The 17,713-nt window shown below is 47.5% G+C and carries 16 protein-coding genes, 9 tRNA genes and 3 rRNA genes; all 28 read left to right on the forward strand.

Annotated elements, in window-relative coordinates; all coding sequences use genetic code 11:
- Nucleotides 1-3 precede the first annotated feature (3 nt).
- The 28 genes from DHX103_RS10365 (at nucleotide 4) to tsaD (ending at nucleotide 17,589) form a co-directional block, all read left to right on the forward strand.
- Nucleotides 4-288, forward strand: a complete 285-nt coding sequence (locus tag DHX103_RS10365) for a transcriptional regulator (protein ID WP_210016999.1) — start codon at nucleotides 4-6, stop codon at nucleotides 286-288.
- Between the two features lie 4 nt (nucleotides 289-292).
- The gene (locus DHX103_RS10370; RefSeq protein ID WP_422122221.1) at nucleotides 293-643 is read left to right on the forward strand and encodes a type II toxin-antitoxin system PemK/MazF family toxin; all 351 of its coding nucleotides are present in this window, start codon (nucleotides 293-295) and stop codon (nucleotides 641-643) included.
- Between the two features lie 209 nt (nucleotides 644-852).
- A complete protein-coding gene (locus DHX103_RS10375) occupies nucleotides 853-1,683 on the forward strand; it encodes an RsbT co-antagonist protein RsbRA (RefSeq protein ID WP_422122222.1) in 831 nt (276 codons plus the stop codon).
- Entirely contained in the window at nucleotides 1,680-2,042 is a 363-nt protein-coding gene (locus tag DHX103_RS10380) for an STAS domain-containing protein (RefSeq protein ID WP_071152217.1), read from the forward strand. The genes DHX103_RS10375 and DHX103_RS10380 overlap by 4 nt, the downstream gene beginning before the upstream one ends.
- Nucleotides 2,043-2,044: 2 nt before the next feature.
- On the forward strand, nucleotides 2,045-2,446 hold the full coding sequence (locus DHX103_RS10385) for an anti-sigma regulatory factor (RefSeq protein WP_422122223.1): 402 nt from the start codon (nucleotides 2,045-2,047) through the stop codon (nucleotides 2,444-2,446).
- A gap of 12 nt (nucleotides 2,447-2,458) precedes the next feature.
- Nucleotides 2,459-3,460: a PP2C family protein-serine/threonine phosphatase gene (locus DHX103_RS10390; RefSeq protein ID WP_422122224.1), complete on the forward strand. Its 1,002-nt coding sequence runs from the start codon at nucleotides 2,459-2,461 to the stop codon at nucleotides 3,458-3,460.
- Nucleotides 3,461-3,552: 92 nt separating this feature from the next.
- Nucleotides 3,553-3,882, forward strand: coding sequence for an anti-sigma factor antagonist (locus tag DHX103_RS10395; RefSeq protein WP_422122225.1), 330 nt, complete (start codon nucleotides 3,553-3,555; stop codon nucleotides 3,880-3,882).
- Nucleotide 3,883: 1 nt separating this feature from the next.
- Complete coding sequence (gene rsbW / locus DHX103_RS10400; RefSeq protein WP_422122226.1) at nucleotides 3,884-4,354, forward strand: anti-sigma B factor RsbW; 471 nt, start codon at nucleotides 3,884-3,886, stop codon at nucleotides 4,352-4,354.
- Nucleotides 4,332-5,114: an RNA polymerase sigma factor SigB gene (gene sigB / locus DHX103_RS10405; protein WP_422122227.1), complete on the forward strand. Its 783-nt coding sequence runs from the start codon at nucleotides 4,332-4,334 to the stop codon at nucleotides 5,112-5,114. The genes rsbW and sigB overlap by 23 nt, the downstream gene beginning before the upstream one ends.
- On the forward strand, nucleotides 5,114-5,713 hold the full coding sequence (locus tag DHX103_RS10410; protein WP_422122228.1) for a PP2C family serine/threonine-protein phosphatase: 600 nt from the start codon (nucleotides 5,114-5,116) through the stop codon (nucleotides 5,711-5,713). Before sigB ends, DHX103_RS10410 begins: the two co-directional genes overlap by 1 nt.
- A gap of 54 nt (nucleotides 5,714-5,767) precedes the next feature.
- Entirely contained in the window at nucleotides 5,768-7,924 is a 2,157-nt protein-coding gene (locus DHX103_RS10415; RefSeq protein WP_422122229.1) for a Tex family protein, read from the forward strand.
- Between the two features lie 63 nt (nucleotides 7,925-7,987).
- Nucleotides 7,988-8,440, forward strand: coding sequence for a SprT family protein (locus DHX103_RS10420; protein ID WP_422122230.1), 453 nt, complete (start codon nucleotides 7,988-7,990; stop codon nucleotides 8,438-8,440).
- A gap of 239 nt (nucleotides 8,441-8,679) precedes the next feature.
- Nucleotides 8,680-8,754, forward strand: a tRNA-Asn gene (locus DHX103_RS10425).
- A gap of 4 nt (nucleotides 8,755-8,758) precedes the next feature.
- Nucleotides 8,759-8,833: transfer RNA gene (locus DHX103_RS10430), tRNA-Glu, on the forward strand.
- Between the two features lie 173 nt (nucleotides 8,834-9,006).
- Nucleotides 9,007-9,083, forward strand: a tRNA-Met gene (locus DHX103_RS10435).
- 3 nt (nucleotides 9,084-9,086) lie between these two features.
- Nucleotides 9,087-9,162: transfer RNA gene (locus DHX103_RS10440), tRNA-Asp, on the forward strand.
- 8 nt (nucleotides 9,163-9,170) lie between these two features.
- Nucleotides 9,171-9,245: transfer RNA gene (locus DHX103_RS10445), tRNA-Gln, on the forward strand.
- A 117-nt stretch (nucleotides 9,246-9,362) separates the two neighbouring features.
- Nucleotides 9,363-9,448: transfer RNA gene (locus DHX103_RS10450), tRNA-Leu, on the forward strand.
- A 15-nt stretch (nucleotides 9,449-9,463) separates the two neighbouring features.
- A tRNA-Arg gene (locus DHX103_RS10455) sits at nucleotides 9,464-9,540 on the forward strand.
- 30 nt (nucleotides 9,541-9,570) lie between these two features.
- Nucleotides 9,571-9,644: transfer RNA gene (locus DHX103_RS10460), tRNA-Gly, on the forward strand.
- 171 nt (nucleotides 9,645-9,815) lie between these two features.
- Nucleotides 9,816-11,365: ribosomal RNA gene (locus tag DHX103_RS10465) — 16S ribosomal RNA — on the forward strand.
- Nucleotides 11,366-11,577: 212 nt separating this feature from the next.
- Nucleotides 11,578-14,513: ribosomal RNA gene (locus DHX103_RS10470) — 23S ribosomal RNA — on the forward strand.
- Between the two features lie 90 nt (nucleotides 14,514-14,603).
- Nucleotides 14,604-14,719 (forward strand): 5S ribosomal RNA (gene rrf / locus DHX103_RS10475).
- The 16S, 23S and 5S rRNA genes sit together here with 9 tRNA genes alongside, the layout of an rRNA operon.
- A gap of 12 nt (nucleotides 14,720-14,731) precedes the next feature.
- Nucleotides 14,732-14,804 (forward strand) — tRNA-Asp (locus DHX103_RS10480).
- Between the two features lie 176 nt (nucleotides 14,805-14,980).
- The gene (gene tsaE / locus DHX103_RS10485) at nucleotides 14,981-15,433 is read left to right on the forward strand and encodes a tRNA (adenosine(37)-N6)-threonylcarbamoyltransferase complex ATPase subunit type 1 TsaE (RefSeq protein ID WP_422122231.1); all 453 of its coding nucleotides are present in this window, start codon (nucleotides 14,981-14,983) and stop codon (nucleotides 15,431-15,433) included.
- Nucleotides 15,430-16,125, forward strand: coding sequence for a tRNA (adenosine(37)-N6)-threonylcarbamoyltransferase complex dimerization subunit type 1 TsaB (tsaB, locus tag DHX103_RS10490; protein WP_422122232.1), 696 nt, complete (start codon nucleotides 15,430-15,432; stop codon nucleotides 16,123-16,125). Before tsaE ends, tsaB begins: the two co-directional genes overlap by 4 nt.
- Nucleotides 16,122-16,577 carry a ribosomal protein S18-alanine N-acetyltransferase gene (gene rimI, locus DHX103_RS10495; protein ID WP_422122233.1) on the forward strand — a complete coding sequence of 152 codons (456 nt, stop codon included), beginning with the start codon at nucleotides 16,122-16,124 and terminating at the stop codon, nucleotides 16,575-16,577. Before tsaB ends, rimI begins: the two co-directional genes overlap by 4 nt.
- Complete coding sequence (gene tsaD / locus DHX103_RS10500; RefSeq protein WP_422122234.1) at nucleotides 16,570-17,589, forward strand: tRNA (adenosine(37)-N6)-threonylcarbamoyltransferase complex transferase subunit TsaD; 1,020 nt, start codon at nucleotides 16,570-16,572, stop codon at nucleotides 17,587-17,589. The genes rimI and tsaD overlap by 8 nt, the downstream gene beginning before the upstream one ends.
- The last annotated feature ends 124 nt before the right edge of the window (nucleotides 17,590-17,713 follow it).

Below are 17,713 nucleotides of genomic sequence, written 5' to 3' on the forward strand. Positions count from 1 at the left end.
GCTGTGTACGAGAGATCCAAGACAAAAGAGGTAGTCGTTAAGCTGCCAAAACAATTGATTTCAGAACTAACTACACATTCAGATGAACGGGTTCAGGAAGATGGAGAATATATTTACGTTTCCACTCAGCGTGTCATGAAAAACATGTATGACTCAAATCATATTCGGGAAGCAATGATCAAGGGCTACGTGGAGATGTCGCAGATCAATCTGTCGATTTCTTGTGAATGTTCTCATGCAGAGTATGAAGCGGAGCATATGACCGTGCGACTCGTAAGCGGAGGGTGACAACTTGATTGTAAAACGCGGTGACGTTTTTTTTGCAGAATTATCACCGGTGGTCGGGTCAGAGCAAGGTGGTACCCGGCCGGTGCTGGTAATTCAAAATGATATAGGAAACCGATTCAGCCCAACTGTCATCATTGCGGCAATTACGGCTCAGATCCAGAAAGCCAAACTCCCGACCCATGTCGAAATCGATGCCAAGAAATATGGTTTTGAACGGGATTCGGTTATCTTGCTGGAACAATTGCGCACGATTGACAAGTCCCGGCTGACGGATAAAATCACCCAATTGGATGAATCCCTAATGGAAAAAGTAGATGAAGCACTTGAAATCAGTGTCGGACTCGTAAAGTTCTAAAGTATACATACACCAGGAAAACATCCGAAGAGGCCTTTCTTCGGATGTTTTTTGCAATCTATCCGTAAGAAAAGAGTGAGAGATATAAAAAGGTGTGCAAAATGCATATTTCCGATACAATATAAAGATAGAGAACCTAAAAGCCAGAGGCAGCTGCAGCAAGGAACATAAAGAAGAGTTGCTAGAGTCCAAGGAGGATCCTTTAAAAAATGAACAAGCAAATGGCAAGATATATTCAAGAAAACATGACAGAAATCATTTCAAATTGGCAGGAAATGATGCGCAACGAAAAAGGTGAACGGTCTTTCGAGGTAATGCCTGCGGAATTGATGGATCAGACAAGCAGAGAATTCGCTGAATTGATGACATCGAATTTATTGGAAAGCCATCAGGCATACGAAAGCCGCCTGAATGATTTTGCCGAAAAAGTGGTTCGGTATGGCTGGTCGATTACATTTGTCACAAAAGCCATTAATCATTTTGGAGAAATCGTCTTTAATGGTATGGAAAGAGACGGAGTTATCAACCACGATAATCTTCGCGCTTTTGCTGAAGAATTCAACAAATGGATCACGCCTATCCGCGATAGCACCATCGATACATATTCAAAGACTTGGGAACGCACTGTAAGCCTTCAAAAAATTGCTTTGCAGGAACTTTCCGCTTCATTAATACCGGTTTTTGACAAAGTTTCGGTTATGCCGCTTGTGGGAACAATTGACACCGAGCGTGCCCGCCTTATTATGGAAAACCTTCTTGAAGGGGTAGTGAAACATCGTGCAGAAGTCATTCTGCTGGATATCACCGGTGTTCCGGTTGTTGATACTATGGTTGCTCATCACATTATCCAGGCTGCAGATGCTGTCCGCTTGGTTGGAGCAAAATGTATGCTTGTTGGCATCCGGCCAGAAATTGCCCAAACAATCGTCACGCTGGGCATTAATTTGAATGAGTTCACCACAACGAGCACCTTGCAGCGCGGCGTTGAGCAAGCTCTTGCTTGGACAAATCGAAAAATTGTGGAGGTTGATGAAGAATGAATGTCCGTATACCGATATTAAAACTAAGAGATACACTTATTGTCTCCATTCAATGGGAATTGGATGATCAGACTGCGATACAGTTCCAAGAGGATTTATTGACAAAATTGCATGAAACAAGTGCCCGTGGTGTAGTGATCGATTTGACCTCAATCGATTTTATCGATAGTTTCATCGCTAAAGTTTTGGGAGACGTCATCAGCATGTCGAGCCTAATGGGAGCGCGTGTTGTAATTACGGGCATTCAGCCGGCGGTTGCCATCACTTTGATCGAGTTAGGAATTCGACTTGAAGATGTTATGACAGCATTGGATTTGGAAAACGGTTTGGATAAACTTCAATTGGAATTGGAGGCTTAAAAATGAGCAACCAATCCTCGGTGGAAATTCAGACAGAATGGGATATTGTAGCCGCCAGACAACTCGGTCGCAATGTTGCAAAAGAGTTGGGTTTCGGCACAGTAGACCAGGCTCGTATCACGACGGCAATCAGCGAGCTTGCCCGCAACATCTATTTATATGCTGGACAGGGAAAAATTGAAATTCAACGCCTGACAGAGAACGGCATCAATGGCATCTTAATAATTGCCGCAGACAACGGTCCTGGAATTCCGGATATCCGCAAGGTAATGGAAGACGGCTTCTCCACTTCTGGTGGACTTGGAGCAGGTTTACCGGGCGTCAAAAGATTGATGGATGACTTTAAAATAGAAACAACCCTAGGTGAAGGGACAGACATAAGAGCTACCAAGTGGCTTCGATAGGGGGAATTCTTTATGGTTCAAAAAATCGGCGGTCAATACAAAGAAATATTGAATCAATATATGCAGCGGCAATCCGAACAGAATCTGTATGTCGGCCAAAATTTCAGCCGTCAGCTTATTTCTGAAAATACATCCCCGGAAGACGTCATCAGCATGCATAAAGCAGCAATGCAGGAATTATACGAAGACATGCCAGAAACTGTCTGGCATTCTTTTGATTTCCTCATTGAAATGATGATTAATTACGGACTGGCTTTGCAGGAGCGTCAAAGTTTGCTGCAGCGGCAGGAAGAAATTCGCATGGAAATGGATTTGGCAGCGAATGTACAGGCGACATTATTAAAAACGACAATGCCATCGCTTGATGGATTAGATATCGGTCTGCTATCTGTGCCTTTACGCAAAATGAACGGAGACTATATCTATTTCATAAGTGACGAAAATGGGCACGCCGGAATAGCTGTAGCCGATGTAATCGGCAAAGGCTTGCCGGCGGCCTTATGCATGTCCATGGTTAAATTTGGTATGGACAGCATGAACGATTCGATGGCTATGCCCCGGGAAGTTTTGGGCACCATCAATCGGATTGTGGAAAAAAGTGTCGACGATTCCATGTTCGTTTCGATGTTCTATGGCAGGTATGAAGCTGCGACCAGTATTCTGACTTACGGATCGGCAGGACATGAACCAGCAATGCTTTATCGTGCGGAAACCGGTGAGTTTGAAGAACTCACTGTCAAGGGGCTGCTGCTCGGCGTCTCCCCGATGGCCACTTATGAAGAAAAAGAAGTGGAATTGAAAAAGAACGATATGGTCGTCATGATGACGGATGGTGTAACAGAAGGCCGAACAGCTGAAGGCTTTATTGATCGTCAGGTGATCAATGAACTGATCCTGCGGAAAATAGACGAACCCGCTCAAGTCATGGTGCAATTTGTCTACGACGAACTGGTTCGGATGCAAAATGCGGAGCTGAGTGATGATTTTACTTTAGTAATTTACAAAAAAGTCTGATTGTATGTTTGACTACTGCAGAAATGTGGTAAACAAATATACAGTTGCTTTTTTAATTTACGTTAATTATAGAAAAACGGGGTGTCAAATAGATGAATATTCAAGTTGATTTGCAAGAATCGAATGGAGTCCTGAAGGGACAAGTACACGGCGAAATTGATGCGCATACAGCACCAATTCTTCGCGATAAATTGGAACCGTATCAAAATGTGGAAGCATTGAATGCTGAACTGGATCTTTCTGAAGTAAATTATATGGATAGTACCGGACTTGGAGTATTTGTTGCTTTTTATAAATCAGTCAATGCCAAGGGCGGGCACTTAAAATTAAGCGGTCTGTCTGCTCGTTTAAAACGGCTGTTCGATATTACCGGTTTAGGTGATATTATGGATATCGAATCAGCTGGAAAAGGTGGTAACTAAAATGCGCCCTTTTGATTATGTTGAAATGCGTGTCCCAGCCAAATCCCAATACGTCGGTGTTGCACGCTTGACGATATCCGGGTTGGCAAGCCGAATCGGTTTTACTTATGATGACATTGAAGATTTAAAAATAGCGTCAAGTGAAGCTGTAACCAATGCTGTCCAGCATGCATACAGCGATGATGAAGATGGCGAAGTCGTAATCGGCTGCGCTCTTTATGGCGACAAAATTGAAATTATGGTGGCAGACCATGGCCAAAGCTTTAATTTTGAAGAAACAAAGGCAAAAGTAGGTCCATACCACGATCAGGTGGAAGGAGAATTTCTTCGCGAAGGAGGACTCGGCCTCTATTTGATCGAAACTTTAATGGATGAAGTAAAAGTCCATCATCAGGAAGGCGTAACAGTTTTCATGACTAAGTATGTTGGAGGAGAGCAGGTGGAAGAGGATGTCGAAACGATCTCATCCTAATCAGCCTACCAAAGAACAGGTATTGGAATGGATTGAAGCTTATCAGAAATATGAGGATGAAGAAGCTCAAACAAATCTGGTGAACAATTACAAACGTCTAGTGGAATCCATTGCCCGAAAATATTCAAACGGCAAATCCTACCACGAAGACATCGCCCAGGTTGGAATGCTCGGTCTCCTGGGAGCCATCAGACGTTACGACCCTTCATTCGGCCGCAGTTTTGAAGCGTTTGCCGTGCCAACAATTATCGGTGAGATCAAACGTTTCCTGCGTGATAAGACTTGGGCAATCCATGTTCCACGTAGAATCAAGGAATTAGGGCCGCGGATCAAAGCAACAGTCGAAGTTTTGACAAGCGAACTTCAGCGCTCTCCACAAGTTTGGGAAATTGCTGAATACCTTGATGTCGACGAGGACGATGTACTGGAAGCGATGGAAATGGGCAAGAGCTATCAGGCCCTGTCCATGGACCATTCTTTGGAAGCTGATTCAGACGGAAGCACCGTAACTTTGTTTGACGTTGTTGGGCAAGAAGACGATGGATATGAAAAAGCGGATCAGCGCATGTTGGTGGCAAATGCGATGGATGTGCTTTCCGAACGCGAAAAGCAGATTATCCAATACACCTACATAGAGCAGCTGAGCCAAAAGGAAACCGGTGATAAACTCGGTATCTCTCAAATGCATGTTTCCCGTCTTCAGCGTAAAGCCATCAAGAAATTGCAGGAAGCCATATTAGCGGCGGGTGGAGTTTCGTAGTGGAAAAAATTCGTCACCAATATATTGACGCTTGCATCTTCAATGAAGCAAAGAAAGGTAATTTTGAATCCGGCGACAGCTACCATACAGTGTTGACGGGAGATTACTTTATCTGCTCTGTAGCCGATGGTTTGGGGAGCGGGCCCGTAGCGAGAGAATCGTCGCAGGTCATTCCGCAAATTCTACGAGAACATCATCACGAATCAATCGACAGTCTGATGAATCGTTTCAATGGTTTGATGGTTCAGAAGAGGGGCGCAGCAGTAGCCATCTTCAAAGTGGACTTTAAGAACAAGACTTTGGAATACAGTTGTGTCGGCAATATCAGGTTCTACCTTTACCGGAAGAATAGCGATGAAATGATCTATCCGCTTCCGGTGATGGGGTATCTATCCGGCCGTCCGCAGAAACTGCATACGCAGCTTTACACTTATATGGAGGATGATTTATTCCTCATCCATTCCGATGGGGTAGAATTGCGCAACCCGAAAGCGCTTATGCGCAGATCGGGCGTTCCTGAACAATTGTATTATGATATTCTTAGCACCATCCAAACGGGTGATGACGCAACATTCATAACAGGAAGCCTTCTCAAATGAGTTGGCTTCTTTTTTCTATGGTAAAATGGAATGGAAATAAAGGAGAGTGTTTTGATGGAATTACAGCAAATCCAAAACCTGATTGCGAAAGAAACAAGTGTACGCCCGAACCAGGTGGCACAAGTCATCGCTTTGATCGAAGACGGCAATACGGTGCCATTTATCGCCCGTTACCGCAAAGAAGCGACGGGATCGCTTGATGAAGTACAAATTAAATCGATTGATGACCGTTATGCTTATATCCAGAATCTCGAACAGCGTAAAATAGAAATCATCCGCTCAATAAATGAGCAGGAAAAATTGACTCCGGAGCTGGAAAAGGAAATCCAGGGAGCCACTGTGCTTCAGCGGATCGAAGACCTATACCGTCCCTTTAAACAGAAACGCCGTACGAAAGCCATTATTGCGAAAGAAAAAGGCTTGCAGCCATTAGCCGACTGGCTTTACGAAGGAAACAGCGGTGATGCAGTGAAAAAGGCGTCAGAATTCATCGGCGAAAATGTGGCTGATGCCGAAGAAGCGCTGCAAGGGGCACAGGATATATTGGCCGAGTCCTTTGCTGACGATGCCGATATTCGGGAAAAAATTCGTTACATGACCAGAAAAGACGGAGTTATTGTAACTTCTGTGAAGAAAGACCATGACGATGACAAACAAGTTTTCGAAATGTACTATGAATACGAAGAAGCGATACAAAAAATTGTACCTCACCGCATATTAGCCATTAACCGCGGCGAAAAGGAAAATGTTTTGAAAGTAGCGATCCATCCACCGGCAGACCGGATCATCACTTTGATGAAAAGAAAGTGGATTAATGCTTCCGCTGCTTCAAATCTCTATTTGGAGCAGGCAATAGAAGACAGCTATAAGCGTCTCATTCAACCATCTGTTGAGCGGGAAATCCGAAATGAACTCAGTGAAAAAGGGGAAACGCAGGCAATTCACATCTTTTCTGAGAACCTGCGGAACCTTTTACTGCAGCCGCCAATGAAAAATAAGATGGTGCTGGGCGTGGATCCGGCTTACCGGACCGGCTGTAAACTGGCCGTTATTGACGAAACAGGGAAGTTGTTGGAAGTGGCCGTTATTTATCCGCATGCTCCGAAAAACGATCATACCGGTGCCAAAAAAACGATGAAACGTTTCACTGACAAATATCCGATTGAAATCATGGCTATCGGCAACGGTACTGCTTCCCGTGAAACGGAACAATTCGTAGCGGATTTTATTACAGAGAGTGCTCCCGGGACTTCTTATGTCATTGTTAATGAAGCGGGCGCCAGTGTGTATTCCGCGTCAGATATCGCTAGAGCTGAATTTCCGGATCTCCAGGTCGAAGAGCGCAGTGCGGCGTCAATTGCACGCCGCCTGCAGGATCCACTGTCGGAACTGGTGAAAATTGATCCAAAAGCAGTAGGGGTAGGACAGTACCAGCATGACGTTTCCCAGAAAAAACTGGCGGATCAGCTGACGTTTGTTGTAGAAACAGCGGTCAACCAGGTAGGGGTCAATGTCAATTCCGCATCGTCCTCACTATTGCAGTATGTAGCGGGACTAAGCAAGACAGTAGCTGAGAACGTCATCAAAGTACGTGACGAAAACGGACGTTTCACCTCACGGGTCCAATTGAAGAAAATTCCTCGTTTAGGGGCAAAAACCTATGAACAAGCAATCGGCTTCCTGCGAATTCCGGAAGGCAAAAACCCGTTGGACGCCACCGGCATTCACCCGGAAAGCTACAGCGTTGCCGAGAAATTGCTCGAACTGGTCGGTGCAGATAAGAAAGACGTCGGTAAACCTGACACAGTTGAGAAACTGGATGGCTTGAACATCAAAGAACTCGCAGAAGAGTTGGAAGTTGGCGAAATCACGTTGCAGGATATTCTGGATGCATTAAAAAAACCGTTCCGTGACCCGCGTGATGAATTTCCGCAGCCTTTACTGAAAAGTGATATTTTAAAAATGGAAGACTTGCTTCCGGGTATGGAATTGCAGGGAACAGTCCGCAATGTTGTCGATTTCGGCGCATTTGTCGATATTGGAGTAAAACAGGATGGACTGGTCCACATCTCAAAACTGAAAAAGGGGTTTGTGAAGCATCCCCTTGAAGTGGTGGCTGTCGGGGATATCGTGACCGCGTGGGTTGAGAAAGTAGAAAAAGATAAAGGTAGAATCGCCTTGACGATGCTTCAGCCGAAAGAGCAGATTTAATTTTATGGCCGTTCTGCAATTCGGAACGGCCATTTTCTATAATAATAAAACAGGAGCTTCCGTATGACTGACTACGAACTGACAGGATTAATAAGTGAAATCTCAGAAACGATATTCAAAAGACCTTTCATGCACCAAGGCCTTTTCAATTCGAGGCTGCGCACCACCGGGGGCCGATACATGCTGAAATCCCATAATATAGAGATCAATCCCGGCTCATACGAGAAATTCGGTTATCAAGAATTGGAAGGCATCATTAAGCACGAACTCTGCCATTACCATTTGCACTTGGAAGGCAAAGGATATAAACACCGCGATGCAGATTTTCGGAATCTTTTAGAGGAAACAAATTCTCCGCGATTTTGTTCTCTTATCGAATCTAAGAAAAACCGTCAATCTGCAAAGCGTTATATTTATCAATGCGTTTCGTGCCAAACTGATTACATCCGAAAGATCCGTATGAATACAGCCAAGTATCGCTGCGGCAGATGCGCTGGCAAACTCGCCATGAAATAACACCTACATGATATATGACGATATTTTTTGCGGGATGTGGCAATTGCAGCTGTTGAAGAATAGTGCCGGAAACAAAATCATCGATAATGGAGAAGAGTCTCGTAAGTGAGGCCCTTCTTTTTTTATTTGTAAGAAACTGAATGGTAAAATGGAATATATAAGTATTTGCAAGAAAGTAGTTGACGATTCTCTTGCTGCTCTTTATAATAGAAAAAGTCGACAAGTACTTGAAACGTTATTCCGAAGTAGCTCAGTGGTAGAGCACCGCACTGTTAATGCGATGGTCGTAGGTTCGAGTCCTACCTTCGGAGCCATTATGGCCCCTTGGTCAAGCGGTTAAGACACCGCCCTTTCACGGCGGTAACACGGGTTCGAATCCCGTAGGGGTCACCATTATCTTTCAAAATAATTTATACATATTTTACTATCTTCCAATAACATACTTTTCCAAGCAAATTGCTGCGGAGAGTGTTATACTGATTAAACGTCGCCAGCGACGAGCCGGACGAAGACGGCGGAATAACACTGAAGCAGGTGTTATCAAAAAATCTTCGTAATTCTATTGTCGCGGGGTAGAGCAGTTCGGTAGCTCGTCGGGCTCATAACCCGGAGGTCGCAGGTTCAAATCCTGCCCCCGCAACCAAATGGTCCCGTGGTGTAGCGGTTAACATGCCTGCCTGTCACGCAGGAGATCGCCGGTTCGATCCCGGTCGGGACCGCCATTTTTTATTGGGGTATAGCCAAGCGGTAAGGCAACGGGTTTTGATCCCGTCATGCCCTGGTTCGAATCCAGGTACCCCAGCCAATTTTTAATGTTGATGGAACAGATTGATAATTATATAATCTAAACTAAGTTAGTTAATGTCATTGACTTACAGGAAGACAAAGGTTATACTGGTTAATGTCGCTAAAATAATTCAATGCGGTCGTGGCGGAATGGCAGACGCGCTAGGTTGAGGGCCTAGTGGGAGAAATCCCGTGGAAGTTCGACTCTTCTCGGCCGCACCATAACGTATTCCGATTGCGCCCGTAGCTCAATTGGATAGAGTACTTGACTACGAATCAAGCGGTTAGAGGTTCGAGTCCTCTCGGGCGCGCCAAATATTTCTTCTATAATAAAACATTTTAATGCGGGTGTAGTTTAGTGGTAAAACCTCAGCCTTCCAAGCTGATGATGGGGGTTCGATTCCCCCCACCCGCTCCAAATTTTATTCACATGAACCTTGAAAACTGAACAGCAAAACGTCAACAAACAGCAACGGCCGCGCAAAACGGCCCGCGCAAACTTACTGATCAGCACTTGTGCAGATCAAAGCGAATCGTGCGTCTTTTAGACCGCGATGCGCCAGCAAGTATTTGAGCAATCAACTACTCTATAATGGAGAGTTTGATCCTGGCTCAGGACGAACGCTGGCGGCATGCCTAATACATGCAAGTCGAGCGGAACCTTGGGAGCTTGCTCCCTTGGTTCAGCGGCGGACGGGTGAGTAACACGTGGGCAACCTGCCCTGCAGATCGGGATAACTCCGGGAAACCGGTGCTAATACCGAATAGTTTGCGGCCTCTCCTGAGGCTGCACGGAAAGACGGTTTCGGCTGTCACTGCAGGATGGGCCCGCGGCGCATTAGCTAGTTGGTGGGGTAATGGCCCACCAAGGCGACGATGCGTAGCCGACCTGAGAGGGTGATCGGCCACACTGGGACTGAGACACGGCCCAGACTCCTACGGGAGGCAGCAGTAGGGAATCTTCCGCAATGGACGCAAGTCTGACGGAGCAATGCCGCGTGAGTGACGAAGGTTTTCGGATCGTAAAACTCTGTTGTGAGGGAAGAACAAGTACCAACTAACTACTGGTACCTTGACGGTACCTCACCAGAAAGCCACGGCTAACTACGTGCCAGCAGCCGCGGTAATACGTAGGTGGCAAGCGTTGTCCGGAATTATTGGGCGTAAAGCGCGCGCAGGCGGTCCCTTAAGTCTGATGTGAAAGCCCACGGCTCAACCGTGGAGGGTCATTGGAAACTGGGGGACTTGAGTGCAGAAGAGGAAAGTGGAATTCCATGTGTAGCGGTGAAATGCGTAGAGATGTGGAGGAACACCAGTGGCGAAGGCGACTTTCTGGTCTGTAACTGACGCTGAGGCGCGAAAGCGTGGGGAGCAAACAGGATTAGATACCCTGGTAGTCCACGCCGTAAACGATGAGTGCTAAGTGTTAGGGGGTTTCCGCCCCTTAGTGCTGCAGCTAACGCATTAAGCACTCCGCCTGGGGAGTACGGCCGCAAGGCTGAAACTCAAAGGAATTGACGGGGGCCCGCACAAGCGGTGGAGCATGTGGTTTAATTCGAAGCAACGCGAAGAACCTTACCAGGTCTTGACATCCCGCTGACCGCCTAGGAGACTAGGCTTTCCCTTCGGGGACAGCGGTGACAGGTGGTGCATGGTTGTCGTCAGCTCGTGTCGTGAGATGTTGGGTTAAGTCCCGCAACGAGCGCAACCCTTGATCTTAGTGCCAGCATTCAGTTGGGCACTCTAAGGTGACTGCCGGTGACAAACCGGAGGAAGGTGGGGATGACGTCAAATCATCATGCCCCTTATGACCTGGGCTACACACGTGCTACAATGGACGGTACAAAGGGTAGCCAACCCGCGAGGGGGAGCCAATCCCAGAAAACCGTTCTCAGTTCGGATTGCAGGCTGCAACTCGCCTGCATGAAGCCGGAATCGCTAGTAATCGTGGATCAGCATGCCACGGTGAATACGTTCCCGGGCCTTGTACACACCGCCCGTCACACCACGAGAGTTTGTAACACCCGAAGTCGGTGAGGTAACCATTCGTGGAGCCAGCCGCCGAAGGTGGGACGGATGATTGGGGTGAAGTCGTAACAAGGTAGCCGTATCGGAAGGTGCGGCTGGATCACCTCCTTTCTAAGGATATTATCGGAAGCCAGACCTGCGGGTTTGGCGTTGACGTTTTGCGTTCAGTTTTGAAGGTTCACCTGCAGGCGATGCCTGGTGGCGTGACTTTCAACACTTGTTCTTTGAAAACTGGATAAAACGACATTGAAACAAAACGAAACAAGCGATTCATGAAGTGACACGATCACCTATGGTGATCAACTTTTTAACAGAACCAACTTGGTTAAGTTAGGAAGGGCGCACGGTGGATGCCTTGGCACTAGGAGCCGAAGAAGGACGGCACTAACACCGATATGCTCCGGGGAGCTGTAAGTGAGCATTGATCCGGAGATTTCCGAATGGGGAAACCCGCTGCCTGTAATGGGGCAGTATCCATGTGTGAATTCATAACACATGCGAAGGCACACCCAGGGAACTGAAACATCTAAGTACCTGGAGGAAGAGAAAGCAAATGCGATTCCCTGAGTAGCGGCGAGCGAAACGGGAACAGCCCAAACCAAGAGGCTTGCCTCTTGGGGTTGTAGGACACTCTATACGGAGTTACAAAAGAACGCGTTAGGCGAAGCGACCTGGAACGGTCCGCGATACCGGGTAACAGCCCCGTAGCCGAAAGTGTGTTCCCTCCAGAGTGGATCCTGAGTACGGCGGAACACGTGAAATTCCGTCGGAATCCGGGAGGACCATCTCCCAAGGCTAAATACTCCCTAGTGACCGATAGTGAACCAGTACCGTGAGGGAAAGGTGAAAAGCACCCCGGAAGGGGAGTGAAATAGATCCTGAAACCGTGTGCCTACAAGTAGTCAGAGCCCGTTAATGGGTGATGGCGTGCCTTTTGTAGAATGAACCGGCGAGTTACGATTGCATGCAAGGTTAAGGTGAGAAGCCGGAGCCGCAGCGAAAGCGAGTCTGAACAGGGCGACAGAGTATGCAGTTGTAGACCCGAAACCAGGTGATCTACCCATGTCCAGGGTGAAGGTAAGGTAACACTTACTGGAGGCCCGAACCCACGCACGTTGAAAAGTGCGGGGATGAGGTGTGGGTAGCGGAGAAATTCCAATCGAACCTGGAGATAGCTGGTTCTCTCCGAAATAGCTTTAGGGCTAGCCTCAATCTTGAGAATCCTGGAGGTAGAGCACTGTTTGGACTAGGGGCCCATCCCGGGTTACCGAATTCAGACAAACTCCGAATGCCAGTGATTTATGATTGGGAGTCAGACTGCGAGTGATAAGATCCGTAGTCAAGAGGGAAACAGCCCAGACCACCAGCTAAGGTCCCCAAATATCCGTTAAGTGGAAAAGGATGTGGCGTTGCTTAGACAACCAGGATGTTGGCTTAGAAGCAGCCATCATTTAAAGAGTGCGTAATAGCTCACTGGTCGAGTGACACTGCGCCGAAAATGTACCGGGGCTAAACGGATTACCGAAGCTGTGGATGGATCTCGCAAGAGATCCGTGGTAGGAGAGCGTTCTAAGGGCGTCGAAGCGGAACCGGAAGGATTCGTGGAGCGCTTAGAAGTGAGAATGCCGGTATGAGTAACGAAAGACGGGTGAGAATCCCGTCCACCGAATGCCCAAGGTTTCCTGAGGAAGGCTCGTCCGCTCAGGGTCAGTCGGGACCTAAGTCGAGGCCGATAGGCGTAGACGATGGACAACAGGTTGATATTCCTGTACCACCTCCCCGCCGTTTGAGCAATGGGGGGACGCAGAAGGATAAGGTGAGCGCGCCGTTGGTTGTGCGCGTCCAAGCAGTGAGGCGTGGAATGAGGCAAATCCCATTCCTGATACGTTGAGCTGTGATGGCAAGGGGCATTGCGCCCTGGAGTCCCTGATTTCACACTGCCAAGAAAAGCCTCTAGCGAGGCGGGAGGTGCCCGTACCGCAAACCGACACAGGTAGGCGAGAAGAGAATTCTAAGGTGAGCGAGTGAACTCTCGTTAAGGAACTCGGCAAAATGACCCCGTAACTTCGGGAGAAGGGGTGCTCTGGTAGGGTGTTACAGCCCGAGAGAGCCGCAGTGAATAGGCCCAGGCGACTGTTTAGCAAAAACACAGGTCTCTGCAAAACCGTAAGGTGACGTATAGGGGCTGACGCCTGCCCGGTGCTGGAAGGTTAAGGGAGTGCTTAGCGCAAGCGAAGGTGCGAACCGAAGCCCCAGTAAACGGCGGCCGTAACTATAACGGTCCTAAGGTAGCGAAATTCCTTGTCGGGTAAGTTCCGACCCGCACGAAAGGCGTAACGATCTGGGCACTGTCTCAACGAGAGACTCGGTGAAATTATAGTACCTGTGAAGATGCAGGTTACCCGCGACAGGACGGAAAGACCCCGTGGAGCTTTACTGTAGCCTGATATTGAATTTTGGTGCAACTTGTACAGGATAGGTAGGAGCCAATGAACCCGGAGCGCCAGCTTCGGTGGAGGCGTCGGTGGGATACTACCCTGGTTGTATTGAACTTCTAACCCGCACCCCTGATCGGGGTGGGAGACAGTGTCAGGCGGGCAGTTTGACTGGGGCGGTCGCCTCCTAAAGAGTAACGGAGGCGCCCAAAGGTTCCCTCAGAATGGTTGGAAATCATTCGCAGAGTGTAAAGGCAGAAGGGGAGCTTGACTGCGAGACGTACAGGTCGAGCAGGGTCGAAAGACGGGCTTAGTGATCCGGTGGTTCCGCATGGAAGGGCCATCGCTCAACGGATAAAAGCTACCCCGGGGATAACAGGCTTATCTCCCCCAAGAGTCCACATCGACGGGGAGGTTTGGCACCTCGATGTCGGCTCATCGCATCCTGGGGCTGTAGTCGGTCCCAAGGGTTGGGCTGTTCGCCCATTAAAGCGGTACGCGAGCTGGGTTCAGAACGTCGTGAGACAGTTCGGTCCCTATCCGTCGCGGGCGCAGGAAATTTGAGAGGAGCTGTCCTTAGTACGAGAGGACCGGGATGGACACACCGCTGGTGTACCAGTTGTTCCGCCAGGGGCATCGCTGGGTAGCTATGTGTGGCCGGGATAAGTGCTGAAAGCATCTAAGCACGAAGCCCCCCTCAAGATGAGATTTCCCATTGCGCAAGCAAGTAAGATCCCTCAAAGACGATGAGGTAGATAGGTTCGAGGTGGAAGCGTGGCGACACGTGCAGCTGACGAATACTAATCGATCGAGGACTTAACCAAAACACCACTTTCAGGAACGCAATTGTTTCGCACGCTGTTTCAATGTCTGTTGTATCCAGTTTTGAGGGCGCAAGCACTCAAAAAAAGTAGTCCAGTGACGATGGCAAAGAGGCCACACCCGTTCCCATCCCGAACACGGCAGTTAAGCTCTTTTGCGCCGATGGTAGTTGGGGGTTTCCCCCTGTGAGAGTAGGACGTCGCTGGTCTGTTTTTTTTATGGTCCCGTGGTGTAGCGGTTAACATGCCTGCCTGTCACGCAGGAGATCGCCGGTTCGATCCCGGTCGGGACCGTCTTATGATAAACACAGCCAAGCCGCTGTGTTTATTTTTTTTGCCTACAAGCCATTGGTATTATTTCATTTGAAAATTTATAAATTCGAATAACTGAACACGGTGGATAATATTTTTTGATTTACAGGCACATCTCGGCTAAACTATGTTAAGACTCAATAGAGGTGACAGAAGTAATGACTTATATAATAGAAGTAAATTCGCCGGAAGAAACGGAAGCGTTGGCTGCGAAGCTAGCCGGGCATCTGCAACCGGGAGATTTGCTGACCTTAGAAGGCGGCCTCGGCGCCGGCAAGACGACATTTACAAAAGGGCTGGCGAAGGGCCTGGGAATTAAACGGATGGTCAACAGTCCGACGTTTACTATTTTAAAGCAATATTGTGGTGACCTAAATTTGAATCATTTGGATGTCTACCGGCTGGAGAACAGCGATGAAGACATTGGCTTTGATGAATTATTTGCCGATGAAGCTGTATCAGTTGTTGAATGGGCACAATTCATAGAAGAATATTTACCGAAAGAGCGACTCGGAATTATTATGGAACGTCTTTCAGATGAAGGCCGTGCAATCCGTTTTTATCCAATCGGAATACGCTACGAAACTCTTTGCAAGGAGCTAATGCCATGATCTATCTAGGTATTGATACTTCAAATTCCCCTTTGGCCATTGCGTTGGCTAAAGATGACACTATTCTAATAGAAGAAAGCTCGAACCTTAAAATTAATCATTCGTTAACAGCAATGCCAGCTATTGAAGAAATGATGGCTAAGGCGAAAATTATACCAACAGATTTGACACATATTGCTGTTGCGGAAGGTCCGGGTTCATATACAGGCGTTCGAATCGGGTTGACGATAGCCAAAACTTTGGCCTGGTCATTAAAAATACCGCTGCACATGGTGTCGAGCCTGAAAGTACTGGCTGCTAACGGACAGTTTTTTGATGGAATTGTTTGTTCGCTGATGGATGCAAGAAGAGGGACCGCATTTATGGGTGCATACGACGGTAAAAGCTTGGAATCAGTGATTCCCGATCAACATAGCGAAGTAAGAGAATTTCTGGTCAAATTAAAAGATTTAAATCGCCCGGTTTTATTCGTGGGAATTGATATTGAAATTCATGAGGAAGCGATCCGAGAAATTCTCGGAGAACAGGGCTTTTTCGCAGTGTCTTCGAATCGTTTGCCGCGGGCTTCGAATTTGATTATGCTGGCGAAAACATCGGCAGAACAGGATATTCATCATGCAGTGCCAGAATATCGCCGCATTACGGAAGCTGAAGCGAATTATATTAAGGCACAAGGCGGGGTTGAATCATGAATGAAGAAGTGACATTCCGCAAAATGACCGTGGAGGATATTGATGCGGTTTATGACATTGAGCATTCTTCCTTCAGTCTGCCGTGGACAAAAGAAGCTTTCTTTTATGAAATGATGGATAATCGACACGCCTATTATGTATTGGCTGAAACAGCTGAGGGGATTGTCGGTTTTTGTGGATTGTGGATAATAATGGACGAATGCCACGTGACCAATATCGCGATTCGGCCGGAACAGCGTGGCAAAAAGCTGGGTGAAAAACTTATGCGTGCTGCGATTGATGTGGCAAAGGAGAATGGAGCAAAGGCGATGACACTTGAAGCGAGAGTCAGCAATACGCCGGCGCGAAACCTCTATGAGAAGCTAGGGTTTAAAAATGGAGGCATCCGCAAGAGCTATTATTCGGATAACTTTGAGGATGCCATAGTGATGTGGGTGAATTTTGATGAGTGAAGATATATATGTATTGGGAATAGAGACTAGCTGTGATGAAACAGCGGCGTCCGTAGTTAAAAATGGTACTGAAATTATCTCGAACGTAGTGGCTTCTCAGATTGAAAGTCATAAGCGCTTTGGGGGTGTGGTCCCGGAAATTGCTTCGAGACACCATGTGGAACAGATTACGATTGTCATTGAAGAGGCTTTGAAAGCAGCCGATATGCTTCCTGCTCAATTAAGTGCAGTGGCGGTAACGGAAGGACCAGGACTTGTCGGTGCTTTATTGGTTGGGGTGAATGCTGCGAAGGCATTTGCTTTTGCTCATCAATTGCCGATTATCGGGGTCCACCATATTGCCGGCCATATTTACGCTAATCGCCTTGCACAGGAAATGGAGTTTCCACTCCTTGCGTTGGTGATTTCAGGTGGGCATACGGAGCTCGTTTATATGAAGGAACATGGCCATTTTGAGGTGATCGGGGAGACGCGTGACGATGCGGCAGGTGAAGCTTATGATAAAGTTGCCCGTACCTTGAATCTACCCTATCCCGGAGGGCCTCATATCGACCGTCTGGCGCATGAAAGCAGTAACCCAGTGGTTTTTCCGCGCGTTTGGCTGGAAGAAGGCACTTATGATTTTAGTTTTAGCGGCCTAAAGTCCGCTGTATTGAATTATATGCACAATGCAGCACAGCGCGGCGAGCAAGTGGCGCCGGAAGATGTTGCGGCAGGATTCCAGAACAGTGTGGTGGAAGTTGTAACTTCCAAAACCCTGCGTGCTGCTGATCAATATGATGCTCGACAAGTAATTGCAGCAGGAGGGGTAGCAGCCAATAAAGGCTTGCGCGCTTCATTGGAAAAGCAATTTGCAGAAAAAGGGATTCCTTTCTTTATTCCACCATTAAACTTATGCACTGATAATGCCGCCATGATTGCGGCGGCTGGAACGGTAATGTTCGAAAAAGGCATTCGTGGGAATATGGCCATGAATGGACGGCCAGGGATGGAAATGGCTTCCTGGCTCTAGATGAATATATTAGAAAAGCTCTTTGCCCTTGCCATGGGTGAAGAGCTTTTTTATCGTTGTGCATAAGCTGTCTATAAGTAAGGAATTAATGAAAAAATATGAAAATTACCGCGACTTATCCACT

Source organism: Planococcus daihaiensis (assembly GCF_049262615.1).
Lineage (GTDB): Bacteria > Bacillota > Bacilli > Bacillales_A > Planococcaceae > Planococcus.